The sequence below is a fragment of the Ruegeria sp. HKCCA4812 genome, assembly GCF_013034245.1.
In the GTDB taxonomy this organism is placed as follows: Bacteria; Pseudomonadota; Alphaproteobacteria; order Rhodobacterales; family Rhodobacteraceae; genus Ruegeria.
This window is the reverse complement of sequence record NZ_WQFQ01000003.1, coordinates 1-17,849: the sequence shown is the minus strand read 5'-3', so window position 1 is coordinate 17,849 and position 17,849 is coordinate 1. Positions and strand designations below refer to the sequence as shown.

The following is a 17,849-nucleotide window of genomic DNA, read 5'->3' as shown; positions in this document are numbered from 1 at the left end:
ATATGAAATGACTGATTAACGGCGGATAAAAAGCACCGCACTTGACTGGGAGGAAAACATGAAGATCGATATCAAACTATTGCTTGGGGCATCTGCAATCGCGCTCATGTCGATAAGTGGAACGGCGTCGGCGCAGGATTGTCCGCGCGGTGACTTGGACGAGCGTTTTTGTGATGCCGACGGGGATTTGATCGCGGATATCCCCACAGATCCTTCCGAGCAGATAGATCCTGACACTTTGATTTTTGCCTATACGCCGGTTGAAGATCCCGCCGTATACAAAACCGCGTGGTCAGATTTTCTTGACCATTTGAAAGCGGAAACTGGCAAGGACGTCGTCTTTTTCCCTGTTCAAAACAACGCGGCCCAGATCGAGGCGATGCGTTCGGGGCGTTTGCACATTGCAGGCTTCAATACCGGTTCCAACCCACTGGCGGTAAACTGCGCCGGGTTCCGTCCGTTCACGATCATGGCTTCGAAGGACGGAAATTTTGGTTACGAGATGGAGATCATCACCTATCCGGGTTCGGGCATCGAAAAGGTCGAAGACATCAAGGGGAAGCAACTGGCTTTCACATCGCCTACATCCAACTCGGGATTCAAAGCGCCCTCGGCGATCCTGAAAAGCGATTTTGATCTTCTGCCCGAACGCGATTTCGAACCTGTCTACTCGGGCAAGCACGACAACTCGATCCTGGGTGTCGCCAACAAGGATTACCTGGCGGCTTCGATCGCGAATTCGGTAAAATCCCGGATGATCTCGCGCGATGTGATCAAGGAAGATGATGTCGTTACGATCTACAAGTCGCAGACCTTCCCGACCACAGGGTTTGGCACCGTCTACAACCTGACGCCCGAGTTGCAGGAAAAAATCCGCAATGCGTTTTTCAATTTCGAATGGGAAGGCACGACATTGGAGGCGGAGTTCTCGAAATCGAACGAAGGCCAATTCCTCGAGATGACCTATCAGGAATTTTGGGACGTCATTCGTAAAATTGACGCGGCAAATGGCGTCTCTTACGCCTGCCAATAACTTTTGGCTCATCCGGCGGGCCCGAAAGGGCCCGCTGTTCACCCTAATCTGGGGCATTTCATGCTGCGTCTTCAAAAGCTGACGAAAACATACAAGACCGGAGATCAGGCGCTGAAGGCGATTGATCTTGAGGTTCCAAAAGGACAGGTTCTGGCGTTGATCGGGCCCTCGGGCGCGGGCAAATCTACCATGATCCGTTGCATCAACCGCTTGGTTGAACCTTCAAGTGGCGGTGTCCTTCTGGATGACGTTGACGTGACCAAGCTCGGATCGGGCGCGCTGCGGAAAGCACGCCGCGAAATGGGTATGATCTTTCAGGAATATGCTTTGGTTGAACGCCTCACTGTGATGGAAAACGTATTGTCCGGCAGGTTGGGATACGTGGGATTCTGGCGCAGCTTCCTAAGACGGTATCCGCAATCGGATGTGGACGAAGCCTTCCGCTTGCTCGATCGGGTGGGGCTGTTGCACATGGCGGACAAACGGGCGGATGAACTGTCAGGTGGTCAACGCCAAAGGGTGGGCATCTGCCGCGCCTTGATTCAAAACCCGAAACTGTTGCTGGTTGATGAGCCAACTGCGTCGCTGGACCCCAAAACCAGCCGTCAGATAATGCGGCTGATCACCGAGTTATGTCAGGAACGCGGATTGGCAGCCATCATCAATATCCATGATGTGGCGCTCGCTCAGATGTTTGTTCCGCGCGTCGTGGGGCTCCGATTTGGCGAAATTGTGTATGATGGGCTTCCCACCGGCCTTACCCCTGAGAAGCTGACCGAGATCTATGGGGAAGAAGACTGGGAAGCAACCATCGAAAAAGTGGACGAAGATGAAGATGTCGAGGCCGCAGAATGAGCCATCGAGAACTGGACGACATGCTGGGAAAAGGCTGGCGTAAACCTGCCTTTGTCAAGAACCCAGTGCTCCGCTGGGCATTGCTCCTTGGATTTTTCGCCTACCTGATCGCAGCCTTTATGACCATCGAAGTCGATTGGGGTCGTGTCTATGAAGGGCTGGATCGCGGCTGGGCGTTTGTGCTTGCATTCACCAGCCCAGACTTCATTTCACGGTGGTCAGATATTTGGAGCGGCCTTCTGGAGAGTATCGTGATGACCGTGGCCGCGTCGGTCGTGGGTATCCTGATATCGATCCCGATTGGGCTGGGGGCTGCACGCAACATCGCGCCATTGCCAGTCTATATGATTTGCCGAGGCATTGTTGCGATAAGCCGGGCATTGCAAGAGATCATCGTTGCCATATTGCTTGTGGCGATCTTCGGCTTTGGTCCGCTCGCCGGATTTCTGACGCTTTCCTTCGCCACCATCGGGTTTCTTTCGAAACTTCTGGCCGAAGATATCGAAGCCATGGACAAGGTTCAGGCCGAGGCGATCAAGGCCTCTGGAGCGCGTTGGCCACAATGGATCAATTATGGAGTTCAGCCGCAAGTGATGCCGCGACTTGTGGGCCTTTCCATGTATCGGATCGACATCAACTTCCGGGAAAGCGCGATCCTCGGGCTTGTGGGGGCTGGCGGAATTGGTGCGACTTTGAACACCGCATTCGACCGCTATGAATACGACACCGCGGCGGCCATTCTCATTCTGATCATCGGCATCGTGATGGCTCTGGAATACCTTTCGGGAATTATTCGAGCGAGGGTTCAGTAATGCCGATACTTGAACGCGACGATGCGCAAATCTGGCGTCGCCGGACAACAGGTCAGAGCTTGGTTCGTTGGTTCGGCTGGCTGTTGGGCGTGGCGATCTTTGTTTACTGCTGGCAGTTGATCTCGGCATCGACCACTTGGTTTTTCGTCTGGGACGCGCCCCGCATCGCCAATGATATCTGGGCCCGGGCAACGCCTCCCAAATGGGAGTACATCACCCAACTGGGCCGCCCGATTTGGGACACTCTGAACATTGCCACCCTGGGAACAATCATCGCCCTATGCATGGCAGTGCCCGTCGCCTTTTTGGCGGCCCGCAACACCACGCCATCGGCTTTGTTCATACGGCCGATTGCCCTGTTGGTCATTGTCTCGACTCGCTCTATCAACTCGTTGATCTGGGCGCTTCTTCTGATCGCGATTATTGGTCCCGGAGTGTTCGCCGGTGTCATAGCAATCGCCATTCGTTCAATCGGGTTTTGCGCAAAGCTTCTTTACGAAGCGATTGAGGAGATTGATCACACGCAGGTCGAAGCAATAACGGCAACCGGTGCTTCACGCTGGCAGGTCATGGCTTATGGGATCGTACCGCAAATCCTGCCCGCGTTTGCAGGCATTGCCGTTTTTCGATGGGATATCAACATCCGCGAATCCACGGTGCTCGGGCTGGTTGGTGCTGGTGGCATTGGGTTGCAATTGTCGGCTTCGCTCAACGTTCTGGCTTGGCCACAAGTCAGCCTGATCCTGATTGTCATTCTCGTCGCGGTTATGATCAGCGAATGGGTTTCGGCGAAAGTACGAGGGGCCATCATTTGACCGGTTTCTCTGTGCAAGAAGCTTTTGACGCCTACGAGGCTGTGCGACATCGCCTGCCGCAAACCAGATCTACCGAATTGAGCTATCGCCAGGCGGACACGCTGGAGGACATAGCTCATGAGTTTGACGTGTTCCTCCTCGATGCTTTCGGGGTTCTCAATATTGGTGATACGGCGATCCCCGAAACGCCAGATCGGGTCAGGTCGCTGACAGCCGCTGGCAAACGTGTTCTGATCGTGTCGAATGCCGCCGGGTTTCCCCACGCAACTCTTATGGAGAAGTACAATAGGCTTGGTTACGATTTCGCACCACAAGACGTGATCACCAGCCGGGCCACGTTGTTGTCTGAACTGAACGGCCAAAGTGATTTGCAGTGGGGGTTGATGGCGGCTCCCAGTGCCGGCCTTTGCGATCTGGAGGGTCTGAAACTGTCCTATCTGGAGGATGACCCGAAGCCCTACGAAACCGTCGACGGGTTCTTGTTGATCGGGTCAGCGGTTTGGACTGAAGCGCGACAAGCCATGTTGGAGGCCACTTTGCAAGAGCGTCCCCGCCCGGTATTGGTCGGCAACCCTGACATTGTCGCTCCGCGCGAGTACGGTTTTTCCAAGGAACCCGGTCTTTACGCGCACCGGCTGGCAGACCGGACAGGCGTCGCCCCTCAGTTCTTTGGAAAGCCTTTCGCCAATATCTATGATCTTGCTTTCCAATGTCTCGGGCACATCGACAAGTCTCGGGTTCTGATGGTGGGCGACAGCCTGCACACCGACATACTGGGCGCACGAGAAGCAGGCATAGCTTCCGCCCTCATCTCGGGATACGGTTTCTTCGCAGGGCATGATGTTGAAGCAGCGATCATAAAGGCAGGGATAGTCCCAAACTTTGTCGTAAGCCGGCCTTGATTCTAAGGCGTCACCCTTAGATGCGTTTTCCTGTTAACGCTTACTCGTATGTCGGCTGACACCGCGTGGCAAACATGCCGACCATATACATGCAGTGCCACGTGTGAGCGGCGGCTTTGGAAAACTCCTCCGCAACCACAGAACTCTGAACTCATGTCTGGATTGGACTGTTATCACACATCCCAACAAACTGACGTATCGGCCGCTTTGACCGCAATTCGCAGCATATCTCAATCAGGTTCAAGGCCTCAGTCCACAGCGGGTTTCAGAAACCGTGTACTTTTTCCATTAGCTTTTTATGGGTTCTTTCGGGACCGTTCACAAGTCGCCGTCTATCTCATCGAATCAAGTCCCCGAACCGGCGTACTGCGCGACGCTGTCAGGATCGTGAGGCAAAGTGCCAGGAGTAAGGGGTGACGTTGATCCAGCTGCGAGTAGAAATCCGGAATCTCCCACCATGGATTGCGGTCAAGGGTGTTGAAACCTGTTCGACATGTCCAAGCATATGGCGGGCCTTGTCACATATGAACGGTACCGCGTTGTAATCCAATGGTTTCGCCCGCCGAAGCACCTTGCGCCTCCTATACAGGGTTTTGTCTGCGGTTTCGTGTTGGGCGCGCCAGATCGGCTTAAGCCCGTCGTGAACGTCACACCCGGTCGGGGTGCGGATGAGGCGGTTTCCAATCTTGGGTATGATGTGAATCCTTAGTGTAGAGAACCAGCGACCGCGCGCACCGTCGCCGCGCAGCCGTTTCTTGAACCGATCAAACGCGATGAGCGCCATGTCCTCAAATGTCGGGTCGTTCGGGTTGTTTTCTGCATCAAGACGCCGGAGCTCAAGTTCCGCAATCGGATCTTCGTCGCGTTCCGTATTAGAGGGCCATTTTTTCGTTCTGTGCGCGCATCAAACAGGGACATATCAGGGAAAGATCCAATCCCCCATCCTGGCGCTTGCCGTTGTCTTAGAACCGATAGAACCAGCGACTGCCGTTCTGCGACTTCTTGAGAAAGAGCCCGCCACCGTATTGAACAACGATACAAAGCGCGGCACTTATTACCTGCGCTGCTGATAGTCGGTTTACGTCTCTTGCTTTAACTGCCCCACACTTGCGGCGCGGTGCTTTCCCAAATTCTGTTGCAGTGTCCTGCAGGTGACGGACTAATTTAATAATAATATTAATGTTTTAGGGTCTATATGCAGCATGTTGTACAAGCCGCATCGTGCTCACCGCCCGTACCAAAAAGAATAAGAAAAATGCCGTGACTTATGTGTGCGTGGCAGAACGCACGGGAGCTGCAAAGCCCCCCATAAAACTCTGCTGTGCAACTATGCTTAAACCGGAAACCCCAATTGTCGGATCAGTTTCCAAATGTCCCTGTTCGCGGCTGACAGCTGATCAACGACTGCTTCGATCTGGAGCAGCGCGTTGTCGTCCACGGTATCTTCGCGGCCCAGTTTTATGTCGGTTTTGCGGTCAGCGATCCGCATAAGGATCGTTTTCGGGTTTCCGCTTTCAGGGTCGAAGGAATAGATGCAATGGTTGTACTTGTTGCGGATGCCAGAAAGCTTGGCCAGCCTTTGCGTATGTTCAAGGATCGGATCTCGGAGTTGGGCAGGGCGCCCTTCCATTTTTGCAAGTCTTTCAACCAGATCTATTCGCGCGCGGGTGGTGTTCAAAGTCAGAAATATGATTACGGCCACGTCCTTGGACGTTCCAGTCAGGCCGGCGATCAGATGGATCAGCAGGCTCTCGGTGTTTGTCCACATGTAGTTCAGCCTGCCGACCAAAAGGATCAGGCGGTCGAACCGGGCTTCAAAGGGATCAGTCAAGGGCGGTCTGCTGCGCCTCATGAGGCGCAACCTCGAAATAGAAATGAGCAGCCGCCGTCCGGTTGCTGACGCCAATCTTTCCGACAACGCTATGCATGTGCAGCTTGACCGTGTGTTCCGTGATGCCCAGCTTGGCCGCAATCAATTTGTTGCTTTTGCCTTCTGAGACCAGTTGCAAAACCTGTTTTTCGCGGCGTGTCAGCTTGGAGTACTGTGCGTGCCGATCCGCGCCGTTGGATGTAAATGTCTCCCGTTGCCGTGGTCTCTCGGGCGCGCGCTGACAGGGGGCTGAAACACAGTCAGCCAGAAAGCTGGGAAGATAAAGTTCCTCGTGCATCAGCAGTCTGAGGATGGCGCGCCACGCATCCGGTGCCACGTTCATCGGTAGAAAGCCGACATCTCCAAACTGCGCGCGGTTCCAGCCTTCGAACAGGTGCCGGGCCGATTCCTCTTTGCGATAGGCGAAGGCAAGACAGCCGGAACCTGCACTTTTGGTGTATGCATCTGGGCGCGCCAACAGGTCTTCGATCAACATTTGATCCACGACGACGATCTTGCCGCTGTCCGGAACACTTGTACGCATCGCCTCGAGTGTTTCGAAGCGAAAAGCGCGGACACCAAATTCGGTTTGAACGCTTCTTAGGGTTTGATTTGAATAGAATAGTTCTTTCCCGAGGAAGACAATCGAAAAATCTTCTGAATAAAGACTCTGATTGCCAGATTCATTGTTCAAAGACTCACTCATTATATTCCCTCACAAAACGGGGTTAACCGGAAATGGCTTTATCGAAATGGAATTACCGGTGTAAAAGTAGTTAACTAATCAAAGAATTACGTGAGGTTTATTGTAGCTGAAAACGTGATTTTCTACAACCAGACGGTATAGTTCAAGTGCCTTAGATATAGAACTATTGTTTAGGTTTTTCGGTGTGGCACTGTGTAACCAGCGGAAACAATTGCATTATTTTTTATTGCTTTCTTAATTTAGAACTTTTTGTTCCAGCCCGACGAAAGTTCCGCAATGCTCTCAAAATAAACATAAAAAACAATAGTTTATCCTCATAAGAACTTTCGGTTAGCTAGTCGCAAGCGTGCGTCGCTGCGAACATGGTCAGGCTTTAATTGTGAAAGCGTCTGTCCCTGCCGCGCCCGTTCCTTGCGCATTTCAGCATCGATTGTGAACGGCCGCGTATTCGGCTTAGCCGGGAAAGGAGGTGGCCTCAGAAAAACTACCGTGAACCGCATTCAGCGTGCTTGAACGCTGTGCGGATTATTTAGTTTCAATCACGCCCGTTGCCGCTTTGTAGATGAATGGCGGTCAGGCGTTCCAGAAATGGGAATTTGTTATGAGACGCAATGTTAATAATACAAACGTAACGACCGTTGACGAAATCGTTGTCGAAAACCTGGATGCTCCGGTGGATGTTGAAATTCAGGTTGATGAGGCTCTTGTCGAAGCCGATGTGACTGCCCAGCAACAGCAGCAGGACCAGAATGTAGAGAACGCCAACGAACAGGGTCAGGATCAGGGTCAGGACCAAGGTCAGGATCAAGACCAGGGTCAGGATCAGGACCAAGGTCAGGATCAGGACCAGGGTCAGGATCAAGACCAGACGCTTAATGCCGGCGACAACACCAACGACAACTCCAACAGCAACTCAATCAATATCGATTTCGGCGGCGGTGAGTGGATTCCGCGCGACGATGATCAGGTTGATCTGGACCTCGGCGATTCGGCGACAGTGGGTGACGTGATCACTGCTGGTCGCGATCTGACCTATGATCCAGGCGATGACATGAATCTGGATATCTCGATGGACGGCGCCGGAACGGCAATGTCATCCGTGAACAGCCAGGTCGCCAGCCTGAGCGACGACGACACGCTTGATTCACCGACCGTATCCAACAACGCCGACTTCACCCAGAACGGCGATGCCAATGGTGGCACGGCAACTGCAGCTGAAGGTATCAGCTCGGATGCCGGCGGTGGAAAATCGGGCGACGGTGGAACCAGTTATGGTGGAGCGGCCGATTCATCAACCTTGGGCAGCCACGCGTGGGCTGACGGTGGCGATACCGGCAGTGCGGATGCCGATTCCAGCGCTGGCCGGGGCGGATCGACCGGTGACGCAAGCAATGCCAGCAATGGTGTTGGTATGGCGGGCGCAGGATCCGACGGTGACAGCGCCGGTGGAGATGGCGGTGCCGCAGATGGCTCAGCCTCGTCCGACAATGACGGCAGCACAAGTGCCGATGGCAGCGGAACCGGTGGAGCCGGCGGCAGCGCGGATTCGTTTGGTTTGGGTCTGGGCCTGGGTCTGTCCGGTTCGAACGCAGCCGGTAACGCAAACGGCGGCGACAGCGATTCCGACTCGACCGGAACCGGGACCGGAACGGCGGACAACGCTGCGGATGCGTCTGGTGCGGACGGTGGCGACGGTAATGCTGCGGCAGATGGTTCGGCTTCGAACACAAGCGACAGCAACACTGATGCAAATGATGCCACTGCGGGTGACAACACTGCGGACGGCTCTGCTGACAGCGGCGCAGACAGCTCGGCTGACGGCTCTGGCGGAACCGGAACCGGTGGTGACGGATCCGGCGGTGACGGCACTGGTGGTGACGGCACCGGTGGCGACGGCACCGGCGGCGACGGCGAAGGTGGATTCGGCGCGATGGTCGAAGCTGCAATCATGGCTCTGCAGGAAGAGCTGGGCATGATTGACGCCGAAGCGGGCGAAGGCGGCGACGGAACCGGCGGTGACGGCACCGGTGGCGACGGCACGGCCGGCGACGGTTCAGGTGGCGACGGCTCAGGCGGCGACGGCTCCGGTGGGACCGCTGACGCGGATTCCGATGCTCAGGGCGTTGGCGATCAGTCGGCAAGCGGGCCGGATATCGACCAGAGCCCGGGCGACGTGAACGGCGCGGCCAGCAACTCGCAAGACACCGACGGAAGTGGCGGTGACGGCGGGTCGAACGCAGCAGATGGCGCAGCGGATGCGGCCGGTACCGGAACATCGGCTGCCGACGGCGACGGCGGTGCGGGCGGTAGCACAACGCCAACATCATCGTCTACCGGCAACGGAGCCGGGTCTGCCGACGCGGCCAATACCGCAGGCAACGGCGGAGCTGCCGACATCTTCGGAGACGCCGACACAAACGGTGCGGCTGACAGCTTGGCCGAAGCAATTGCCGGATACGGCGGCGAAGGCAGTTCCGACAATGATGCCACATCGACTGGGTCGGGCGACGCAGCTGGTGCGGCTGACTCGGGCAACGGTGGTGCCGGTGGCGCATCCGCCGCGAACGGTGGAACCAGCGGAGCTTCGATGGGCACTGCAACGTCAGGCGATACCATGGGTGGCATGATCACCGGTGGTAACGGTGGCGGCGCCTATTCAGGTGACGGTGGTGCCGGCGGCAATGGTGGTGCCTGGGGTGCGAACAATGGTGGCGATGGCATCGTGACCGGCGAGTCCTATGCATCGGCGGCAGCTGTCGTTGATACGTCTGCGTTCAACCAGTCGATCATCATGGGCGCCAACGTCCTGGGCAACACGGTCGATACGACCATGGTGGGTGGTTCGATGAACATGTCCCACGCCAGCGACGACACGGACGTTTAAGTCAAAAGGCGGGGCTCGCATTTTCGGGCCTTGCTACCTTTCGAAAATGCCGGGGCCGCAAAACGCGGCCCCGGCCCAACTGAACCCAAAGCGGAAATTACGAGCCGCCGCGGGCAAAAAGGATAACCGACATGGCACTTGACGGTATTACGGAAACGATAGCGCATTTTGTTGGAACTTTTGAGCTTACGATAGAACAAGCCCGCCTGAGGGATCAGTACGAAGAATTCAGCGCTCTGAGGCGCAAAGCCGAAATAGACGGGCTTGACGAGCCTACCTCGATCAACATCAAAGCTGATCTGGATGTCCCGGCGGGCGAATACAAAGCCCTGCCATTCAATTTTCTTCCCTCGCAACCAGAACTTCCGTTGCCGAAGGCTCCTGTCGGGCCGGTGCATGAGTCGGTCATCATCCTCAATGGTGACAGCGCGGAATCCACGCGATTTGTTCCAGACAGCGTATCCGGCCCGTCTTCTGCACCGGAACTGATTATTCTGCGACCGGATACGGTGCCATTGGGATCGGCAATGACGTTCACCGTGCAAAAGGTGGTCATGCGCGACAACGACACGGTGGGGGAAGGGGACTTTCGCGATACCGAGGCGCTGATCGCCCAGGGCGAAGAGATGCTGGACATGGCGCTGTCGCTTCATGCCATGGCAGCCCCTTCGCTTTCGCTCGCGGATTACAAGTCGACCGAAATGCTCGAGGCGCTGGCCGAACAGATGTTGGCCCCGGCAAACGCGAATATCGATGGGGTTACGGTACATCAGTTTCATGGCGACGATGCGTTGGGGGTGATCGTAAACGGCAAGTACGTTGACGAAGCGCCTGTATGGACAGACATCCTGCCTGCGTTCCATCAGCCGGATGAAGCCGGAGAGGATGAGGCAGAGGCCATGCTTCCGGCCGAGTGGGATCAGTCGAAAGATCCTGACTTCGACGACGGACACCTGGTCGTGACCGGAGGGAACCTTGCGATCAATGCTGTCTCGGCATCTGTAGGTTGGGTTGATGCCCCCTATATCGCCGTCGGAGGGCAGGCGATCAGCCTGACCGCCATCAGCCAGGTTGCGCTTGTGTCAGATTGGGATGTGGGGGCACCGGGAATGGGCAGCGGCACCAATGTGATTCAGTCCTCGAAGATCGAAGTCGAAGGCCGAGATGCCCCCTGGCTGGACAATGGCGCCGGAACAACCGGACAGCCTGACTTCATCGTTGTGGATTGGGTCCACGGTGATCTGGTTGTGGCCAACTTCGTCAAGCAAGTTATCGACGCCACGGATATCGACAACATACAGACCGAGATTTCGGCCGCATCGACCTTGTACGCGCTGGGCGACAACGAAATGTTCAATGTCACCGACATCGTGCAGCTGGGCAGTTTTTACGACCTGATCATGATCGACGGGAATATGATCTCCGTGGACATGTTGTACCAGACCAACGCCCTGATGGATGACGATATCATCAGCGGCGGTATGCCCGGCGCAATGGCCGGAGATGATGAAAACGTAATCATGAATGACGCGTCGGTCAAAACGGTAGGCGCAGATACACATCAGGATTTGCAGCAGAACCTGTCCGACGCCATGGCGCTTGATCAAACGGATGTGGATGCGTTGGAGAATGCGCTGCTCAACGATCCCTTGTTCGCAGGGATGGAGCAGTTGCGCGTGCTCAAGATCGACGGAGACTTGTTGCAGGTGAACATCGTTGAACAGGTCACCATGATGCTGGATCAGGATCAAATTGACCTGTCCGGTCCCAGTGCCGCCGATACCGATGTCGTCGCAGGCAGCAACGCCCTGTTGAACTCCGTCAATCTGACCAAAATGGGCGTGGATTCGACGGTAATGGCCGCTGACGGATCTTATTCTGACCTGCTGCTTCATCAGGCCAGCCTGATTGACGTGCCGGACAACCAGGAAATCACAGATATGACCAACGAGGCGATCGCCGCAATCATGGCGGACATGTCTGTGCCGCAACCGGATGCGGCCCAGGCACTGGACGCACAATCCACTGACACAACGACACCAGATGACGGCCTGCAATCCATGCTGGCCTGACCCCCCCAAGTTTTTATCGAGTGACCAGAAGGTTTGTATATGTCGATTGTTTTTTCGTCGCGCCGTCCACTCTTATCCAGTCCACTGGACAGGCAGGGCGGTTTGGGCCCGAAGCGCCAGCGCGCAGACGGTGGGGCAGATCCAGCGACACAACGGGTCAAAGCCCGTTTACACCTGACGCAGGAGATGCGCGTGTCTGAGTCAGATCCAGATTCGACGGTTGAAACCAAAGCGCCACAGCAATCCGAAGACCAAAAACACTCACGCGAACAACGGCGCGCTGACCCTCCCCATCAGCGTGCGCAGCCGCAACCCGCGCAAGATGAAGACCCGGCGGGTGGCGGCAATGGGGTGGCCGATGCCGACGGCCCGGATCCGGCATCCGCCGGGGACTCGACTGCGCGCAAGACCCCCTCTGCACGCGCATCCGGTGAGAACGGCATAGGCACCACGATCGAGGCCAAGGCAAACCAGCCACTGTTGCAAACGAATTCCGGCGGCGGTGATGGGAACGGGCCACCCCAAACCTTCCACAAGCGCACCCCGCCCGAAGATTTCCAGCGCACGTTGCGCGTTTCGATGCGGGCGATCCGGCGCAATCTTGCGTTTGTTCTGGTCCTGACCTGCGCCACGAACATCCTGATCCTGGCGATCCCGATCTATCTGTTCCAGATCAGTGACCGTGTTCTGACCAGCCGGTCGCTGGACACGCTGATCATGCTGACGGCCATCGTTGCAGGGGCGGTGATCTTCCAGTCTGCTTTTGATGCGGTGCGGCGGTTCATGCTCATGCGGACCGGGGTCGAAGTGGCGGCCCGGCTGGGCGCACCGGTTCTGAGCGCGGCGGCGCATGCGTCGCTGCACGGAAACGGGCGCGAGTATCAGACATTGGGCGATCTGCAACAGCTTCGTGGTTTTCTGGTCTCGGGCACGCTGCTTTCATTTCTGGACGTGCCGTTTGCACCGCTGTTCATTCTGATGATTTTCCTCGTGCATCCGCAACTGGGCATGATCGTGGTGGTTACTGCGTTGATTCTTATGACGATTGCACTGATCAACCAGAAAACGACTGCCAAGCCGTTTGCCGAGGCCAACAAGGCACAGTCCATGGCGAACCTGCATCTGGATTCGATGTCTCGCAACAGTCAGATTATTAATGCTCTGGCAATGATCCCCGAGGCCGTGCGGATCTGGGGGCGGGATACTGCCCAATCCCTGACCTGGCAGGTGCGGGCGCAGGACCGCAACGTGATCTTCGCTGCAATCTCGCGCGCCGTTCGCCTTTTGACGCAGATCGGAATTCTAGGTTGGGGCGCGTTTCTGGCGCTGCAAGGAGAGATCACGGGCGGTATGGTGATTGCGGCCTCGATCATTGCCGGGCGTGCCTTTGCGCCAATCGAAGGTTCGATTGAAGGATGGAACAGCTATCTGCTGACGCGCGGAGCTTATGGCCGGATCAAGGCGCTGCTGTCGACTTCGGCCCTGCAATACGAAAAACTGCGCTTGCCACGGCCCGAAGGTCGTCTGGATGTCGAACGTCTGCTTTATGTACCGGGCGGAACCAAACGCGTGGTTCTGAACGGCATCACGTTCTCGCTGGTTCCCGGCGAAACTTTGGCCATCATCGGCAATTCCGGTGCGGGGAAAACCACGCTTGGAAAAACTCTGGTGGGATCCATCCTGCCCACATCGGGCAGCGTCAGGCTTGACCTGATGGACATCCGAAACTGGGACCCGCGCCAGTTTGGCGAAAGCATCGGCTACCTGCCGCAGGATGTTCAGTTGTTCCCGGGCACGATCAAGGACAATATCGGCCGGATGCGGGCGGATGCCACTGACGAACAGATCCACGATGCCGCCGTTCTGGCCGATGTTCATAACATGATTGCAACGTTGCCGCAGGGATATGAAACCGTGGTGGCCGCTGATGGTTCGCCTTTGTCCGGTGGTCAGAAGCAGCGTATCGCACTGGCACGGGCGTTCTTCGGCAACCCTAGAATGGTTGTACTGGATGAGCCGAATTCAAATCTCGACGTCGCGGGCGACAAGGCGCTGGCATGTGCAATCGAACAGGCGCGGCAAAGCAAGATCACCGTGGTCGTCATTACGCAGAAGCCGACGTTGTTGAATGTTGTCGACAAGATCATGCTGCTGACGGATGGGCGTGTGGCCCTGTTCGGTCAGCGTGATCAGGTTCTTCAGCAGATCAACGGGCCGCGCAAGCAGACTGGAATTGAAGGCCAGCAGGGGGGCTGACCATGAATGACCTCGTACCTGTGAACAACTCATCCAATGAACCAGAAGTCTGGTATGCTGAGGTTCCGCGCTCGATCAACAGGTTGATAGTGATCGGGGTGGTCTTGCTTGTCGTTTGCTTCGGCGGTTTCGGGGTCTGGTCCTTCAGTGCCCCACTGGCCGCAGCGGTCATCGCGCAAGGCAGCTTTGTGGCCACAGGACGCAACAAGATTGTCCAACATCTTGAAGGCGGCATCATCGAAGACATCAAGGTTGTGGAAGGTCAGGCGGTTCAGGCAGGTCAAGTGTTGATGACCCTGGACCAGACCTCGGCCCAGGCCAATGAGCGTGAATTGCATATTCGCAAGCTGCGCCTTCAGGCCATGACCGAGCGGTTGCTGGCCGAGTACGGGGAACGCGACCGCCTCGTGTTTTCGCAGGCGCTTGTCGAAGCATCCGAAGATCCTGAAGTAATGGCCATTCTGGATGGTCAAAAGCTCAGCTTTGATGTGTCGCGCAAGACGCTGCTGAATGACTTGGCTTTGCTGGAGCGCAATATGGAAGCGCTGAAAATCCGATCCAGCGGATTTGAGGCGCAACTGGATAGCATGGCCCGGCGCGCCGAGATATTGCAGGAGGAATTTGAGGCCAAAAGCCAACTGTTCGAAAAGGGCCTTGTCCGCAAAGGGGAGTTGAACACGATCCGTCGTGTGCAGGCCGAAGCCGAAGGTCAGCAGGCCCGGTTGCAGGCGGAAGCCGCTGAAATCAACCAGATGCTGCTGAAATATGACGAACAGATCGCGCGTACGCGGTCCGCCTATCGTGAGGCCGCACTGGATGAACTGGGCGTGATCGAAGCCGATCTGGAAAGCGTGCGTGAAAAATCCCGACAGGCGCGCAGTGTTCTTGACCGGGCCGTGGTGCGCGCGCCGGTAACCGGAACGGTGGTGCGATTGCATTATCACACGCCGGGCGGCGTGATAGAGACCGGGGAACCGATAGCCGAAATCCTGCCCGCAGATGCGCCCCTGATCATCGAGGCACAGATTCCGCGTACCGAGATTGACAGTGTCGTCACGGGGCAGACCGCCACAGTCCGCCTGATCGCGTTGAACCAACGCACGACGCCTGTTTTGTATGGCGAGGTTTTCTATATCTCGGCCGATGCGCTGCTTGAGGATTCGACCGGTGTTCCGCAGGAAGTCTATCTGGCACGAGTCTCACTGACCCCGGATGAGTTGCAGCGCGTGCGCGGCTTTGTTCCGACACCGGGGATGCCCGCTGAAATCATGATCCAGACCGAGGAGCGCACCTTTGCGGCCTATATCGCCAAACCGGTATCAGACAGCATGTCGCGCGCGTTTCGCGAGCAGTAACACGCGCGTTTCCTTCCATGTCTACACCTTCCAAAATTCGCATGTTAACCTCTGCGCGGTGACGTAAAGGAGAACTCACATGCCGGTGACGGTGAAAGAGATGATGGAGGCGGCCAACGCGGTGGTCGAGCGTATCGATACGGCCAAGGCAAGGGCGATGACCGAACAGGGGGCGCTGCTGTTGGACATTCGCGATGCGAATGAGCTGGAAAACACGGGCCGCGCCGTCGGAGCGCATCATATACCCCGCGGCATGCTGGAGTTTCGGGCAGATGATGCATTGCAATCACATGACCCTGAACTGCGCAAGGATCGCCCCATCGTGTTGTACTGCGCATCAGGCGGGCGCGCGGCTTTGGCCGGAAAACTCCTGAAGGATATGGGATACCAGAGGGTGTACAATCTTGGTGGATTGACGGACTGGGTGAATGGGGGCGGTGAAATCGCCAAATCCTAGCTTCGGAACCGTCTGAAACTGACACAAATCAAAGTACAACACATTCGAATCGTGAAATATTTGGCCGGAAGCCATAAAAAGGAAAGCCCGGCCATGTTTCGCCTTGCCGCTATGCTGTATTCACTGATTGCAACTGCTCTGTCTGGTTCGGCCGTAATCGCCGTACTGTCGGTCGGAATGGTGTCCGTCAGCGCAATTGTGGGCGCCGCGGCCGCTGGGGCCGTAATCGCCGCTCCGGCATCCTGGATGGTGGCCAGGCGGTTGTATCAAGGCGCTTGATCAGGCGTTCAGGAAGGTCCTGACGGCAGCTTCGAACTCGCGCGGTTTTTCGGCGTGCAGCCAGTGCCCGGCGCCGGGGATCTTGGCAAACCGCGCGCCGGGAAACAGTGCGCGAATTTTGGCCCGATGTTCCGGCAAGACGTAATCTGACTCGCCCCCCGACAGGAACAGCGCGGGGCCTTGCCACTGGGCGTCCAACTCGGGAAAGCCCATGATATTTGGCATCTGGTCCGCCAACACGTCCAGGTTCAGCAGCCAACGCTTTCCCTTGATGTCCAGCGATTGGGTAAAAAAGCTCTGCAATGCTTTTTCAACGCCTTGCTCGGCCAATTGCTGTTCGGCATCCGAGCGGCGTATAATGCACGAGAAGTCCACGGCACGCATGGCCTGGATAAATTGAATTTGGCTGTGCGTATATTTCACCGGCGCAATATCTGCGACCACCAGTTTGTTCACCAGCGCGCCGTGTTGCAGCGCAAGTGTCATCGCGGCCTTGCCGCCCATTGAATGCCCAAGTACGTCCGCCGTCCCGCCAATCCGTTCGATGACCTCGGCGATATCCTGCGCCAGATGGGGATAGTCATGACAAGCGTCCCACGCGCTGTAGGCGTGGTTACGCATATCGACGGCCACAACCTGCCGCTGGTCTGATAGCCGTCTGGCAATCACGCCCCAGTTTCGGGCCGATCCATACAGGCCGTGGGCAATGACAAGGGGCGGTCGGGCGGTCGGTTCGCCATGTATGATGGTGTTCAGCATGTACCGCGTGATACAAGTCACCGCCGGAAACGACCAGCCCCATTGTAGGTCATAGACGCTGCCGCTAGATTGCCTCCGCAGGAGGCCATCAATGCCGCAGGACCCAGACATTCAGACCCGGATCGCCGAAACGGTTGTGTTGCTGCGCGCAAAGCTCGGGGTGCGCGACAAGACGCTCGAGGCATCAATCCGCAAGGCCAAGCGCCGACTGCCGCGGCACGTCTACAAGCAGGCCTTGATTCTGGCCCGGGCCGAGGCGATGGCCTCTCATCCCAAACTGAGGCTGGTTCTGGACAACCCCAAGCTGATCAAGGCGTCCGACGTGGTGCAGGAACATCTGGGGTCCATCAATCTTGCGGATCGCAGATGGGGTTGGTTCCTTGGCCTGCTGGGGGGGCTGGCCTTCAACATGCTGGCACTGACGACGCTTCTGTTGGTTTTTCTGTGGTGGCGCGGCTTGATCTGAGCTTGGATTCTGGACAACGCGCCAAGGTCTGAACATGGCGCAAACCCCTGTGTGCGGTAACATCGAAGGCACGGATTCGGTGTGAACAGCTGCGCGAAAAGCTGGTCGGGGCGGAAAAAGCGCGTATTGACCAGAATGGCTTGGGCGACCGTGGGGCCCGGGACCTTGCCCAAAACACCGGATATGCGCTGGGCGAGATCCAGAACGTTTTCAGGGATCTGACGCAAGAAAACGGCGCCTCATGGCGCCGTTCCGTGTTGGAGGATGGACCAGTTACAGGTTCGGATAGATCGGGAATTTGGCGCAGAGGTCTGCGACTTCGGCCTTG

Annotated in this window: 16 protein-coding genes; 12 read left to right on the top strand and 4 right to left on the bottom strand. The window is 56.7% G+C overall.

Going from position 1 to position 17,849, the window contains the following annotated elements:
* Positions 1 to 58: 58 nt before the first annotated feature.
* Genes phnD through GOW04_RS10330 form a run of 5 tightly spaced genes read left to right on the top strand, consistent with a single transcriptional unit; the run spans position 59 to position 4,417 of the window.
* Positions 59 to 1,033, top strand: coding sequence for a phosphate/phosphite/phosphonate ABC transporter substrate-binding protein (phnD, locus tag GOW04_RS10350; RefSeq protein WP_152457390.1), 975 nt, complete (start codon positions 59 to 61; stop codon positions 1,031 to 1,033).
* 60 nt (positions 1,034 to 1,093) lie between these two features.
* Complete coding sequence (gene phnC / locus GOW04_RS10345) at positions 1,094 to 1,888, top strand: phosphonate ABC transporter ATP-binding protein (RefSeq protein WP_171207082.1); 795 nt, start codon at positions 1,094 to 1,096, stop codon at positions 1,886 to 1,888.
* Positions 1,885 to 2,700, top strand: coding sequence for a phosphonate ABC transporter, permease protein PhnE (gene phnE, locus GOW04_RS10340; protein ID WP_171120782.1), 816 nt, complete (start codon positions 1,885 to 1,887; stop codon positions 2,698 to 2,700). The genes phnC and phnE (GOW04_RS10340) overlap by 4 nt, the downstream gene beginning before the upstream one ends.
* The gene (gene phnE / locus GOW04_RS10335) at positions 2,700 to 3,515 is read left to right on the top strand and encodes a phosphonate ABC transporter, permease protein PhnE (protein ID WP_171232501.1); all 816 of its coding nucleotides are present in this window, start codon (positions 2,700 to 2,702) and stop codon (positions 3,513 to 3,515) included. The genes phnE (GOW04_RS10340) and phnE (GOW04_RS10335) overlap by 1 nt, the downstream gene beginning before the upstream one ends.
* Complete coding sequence (locus GOW04_RS10330; RefSeq protein WP_171232500.1) at positions 3,479 to 4,417, top strand: HAD hydrolase-like protein; 939 nt, start codon at positions 3,479 to 3,481, stop codon at positions 4,415 to 4,417. The genes phnE (GOW04_RS10335) and GOW04_RS10330 overlap by 37 nt, the downstream gene beginning before the upstream one ends.
* Before the next feature lie 379 nt (positions 4,418 to 4,796).
* On the opposite strand, the gene GOW04_RS22245 is transcribed toward GOW04_RS10330, so the two are convergent.
* From GOW04_RS22245 to GOW04_RS10315, 3 genes are all read right to left on the bottom strand, one after another.
* Positions 4,797 to 5,201, bottom strand: coding sequence for a hypothetical protein (locus GOW04_RS22245; RefSeq protein ID WP_371809348.1), 405 nt, complete (start codon positions 5,199 to 5,201; stop codon positions 4,797 to 4,799).
* Positions 5,202 to 5,750: 549 nt separating this feature from the next.
* The gene (locus GOW04_RS10320; RefSeq protein ID WP_152457395.1) at positions 5,751 to 6,248 is read right to left on the bottom strand and encodes a hypothetical protein; all 498 of its coding nucleotides are present in this window, start codon (positions 6,246 to 6,248) and stop codon (positions 5,751 to 5,753) included.
* Positions 6,241 to 6,831: a response regulator transcription factor gene (locus GOW04_RS10315; RefSeq protein WP_171232498.1), complete on the bottom strand. Its 591-nt coding sequence runs from the start codon at positions 6,829 to 6,831 to the stop codon at positions 6,241 to 6,243. The genes GOW04_RS10320 and GOW04_RS10315 overlap by 8 nt, the downstream gene beginning before the upstream one ends.
* A 763-nt stretch (positions 6,832 to 7,594) precedes the next feature.
* On the opposite strand from GOW04_RS10315, the gene GOW04_RS10310 reads away from it, so the two are divergent.
* From GOW04_RS10310 to GOW04_RS10285, 6 genes are all read left to right on the top strand, one after another.
* A complete protein-coding gene (locus tag GOW04_RS10310; RefSeq protein ID WP_171120791.1) occupies positions 7,595 to 9,877 on the top strand; it encodes a hypothetical protein in 2,283 nt (760 codons plus the stop codon).
* 131 nt (positions 9,878 to 10,008) lie between these two features.
* Positions 10,009 to 11,949 carry a type I secretion protein gene (locus GOW04_RS10305; RefSeq protein ID WP_171232497.1) on the top strand — a complete coding sequence of 647 codons (1,941 nt, stop codon included), beginning with the start codon at positions 10,009 to 10,011 and terminating at the stop codon, positions 11,947 to 11,949.
* A 192-nt stretch (positions 11,950 to 12,141) separates the two neighbouring features.
* Positions 12,142 to 14,205, top strand: a complete 2,064-nt coding sequence (locus GOW04_RS10300) for a type I secretion system permease/ATPase (protein WP_371809347.1) — start codon at positions 12,142 to 12,144, stop codon at positions 14,203 to 14,205.
* Between the two features lie 2 nt (positions 14,206 to 14,207).
* On the top strand, positions 14,208 to 15,560 hold the full coding sequence (locus GOW04_RS10295; protein ID WP_171232495.1) for an HlyD family type I secretion periplasmic adaptor subunit: 1,353 nt from the start codon (positions 14,208 to 14,210) through the stop codon (positions 15,558 to 15,560).
* A gap of 79 nt (positions 15,561 to 15,639) precedes the next feature.
* Complete coding sequence (locus tag GOW04_RS10290) at positions 15,640 to 16,017, top strand: rhodanese-like domain-containing protein (protein WP_171232494.1); 378 nt, start codon at positions 15,640 to 15,642, stop codon at positions 16,015 to 16,017.
* A gap of 93 nt (positions 16,018 to 16,110) precedes the next feature.
* The gene (locus GOW04_RS10285; RefSeq protein ID WP_171232493.1) at positions 16,111 to 16,296 is read left to right on the top strand and encodes a hypothetical protein; all 186 of its coding nucleotides are present in this window, start codon (positions 16,111 to 16,113) and stop codon (positions 16,294 to 16,296) included.
* Here GOW04_RS10285 and GOW04_RS10280 read toward each other — a convergent pair whose 3' ends face one another.
* A complete protein-coding gene (locus GOW04_RS10280) occupies positions 16,297 to 17,055 on the bottom strand; it encodes an alpha/beta fold hydrolase (protein ID WP_171232492.1) in 759 nt (252 codons plus the stop codon). It abuts the gene before it with no gap.
* A gap of 91 nt (positions 17,056 to 17,146) precedes the next feature.
* On the opposite strand from GOW04_RS10280, the gene GOW04_RS10275 reads away from it, so the two are divergent.
* On the top strand, positions 17,147 to 17,521 hold the full coding sequence (locus tag GOW04_RS10275) for a hypothetical protein (protein ID WP_171232491.1): 375 nt from the start codon (positions 17,147 to 17,149) through the stop codon (positions 17,519 to 17,521).
* Positions 17,522 to 17,849: the final 328 nt, after the last annotated feature.

What these genes read in the sequence shown, in the direction of transcription:
- phnC (WP_171207082.1), top strand. Translation starts at nt 1,094, where the DNA reads ATGCTGCGTCTTCAAAAGCTGACGAAAACATACAAGACCGGAGATCAG.
- GOW04_RS10285 (WP_171232493.1), top strand. Translation starts at nt 16,111, where the DNA reads ATGTTTCGCCTTGCCGCTATGCTGTATTCACTGATTGCAACTGCTCTG.
- phnD (WP_152457390.1), top strand. Translation starts at nt 59, where the DNA reads ATGAAGATCGATATCAAACTATTGCTTGGGGCATCTGCAATCGCGCTC.
- GOW04_RS10280 (WP_171232492.1), bottom strand. Translation starts at nt 17,055, where the DNA reads ATGCTGAACACCATCATACATGGCGAACCGACCGCCCGACCGCCCCTT.
- GOW04_RS10290 (WP_171232494.1), top strand. Translation starts at nt 15,640, where the DNA reads ATGCCGGTGACGGTGAAAGAGATGATGGAGGCGGCCAACGCGGTGGTC.
- GOW04_RS10310 (WP_171120791.1), top strand. Translation starts at nt 7,595, where the DNA reads ATGAGACGCAATGTTAATAATACAAACGTAACGACCGTTGACGAAATC.
- GOW04_RS10305 (WP_171232497.1), top strand. Translation starts at nt 10,009, where the DNA reads ATGGCACTTGACGGTATTACGGAAACGATAGCGCATTTTGTTGGAACT.
- phnE (WP_171232501.1), top strand. Translation starts at nt 2,700, where the DNA reads ATGCCGATACTTGAACGCGACGATGCGCAAATCTGGCGTCGCCGGACA.
- GOW04_RS10295 (WP_171232495.1), top strand. Translation starts at nt 14,208, where the DNA reads ATGAATGACCTCGTACCTGTGAACAACTCATCCAATGAACCAGAAGTC.
- GOW04_RS10275 (WP_171232491.1), top strand. Translation starts at nt 17,147, where the DNA reads ATGCCGCAGGACCCAGACATTCAGACCCGGATCGCCGAAACGGTTGTG.
- GOW04_RS10315 (WP_171232498.1), bottom strand. Translation starts at nt 6,831, where the DNA reads ATGCGTACAAGTGTTCCGGACAGCGGCAAGATCGTCGTCGTGGATCAA.
- phnE (WP_171120782.1), top strand. Translation starts at nt 1,885, where the DNA reads ATGAGCCATCGAGAACTGGACGACATGCTGGGAAAAGGCTGGCGTAAA.
- GOW04_RS22245 (WP_371809348.1), bottom strand. Translation starts at nt 5,201, where the DNA reads ATGGCGCTCATCGCGTTTGATCGGTTCAAGAAACGGCTGCGCGGCGAC.
- GOW04_RS10330 (WP_171232500.1), top strand. Translation starts at nt 3,479, where the DNA reads ATGGGTTTCGGCGAAAGTACGAGGGGCCATCATTTGACCGGTTTCTCT.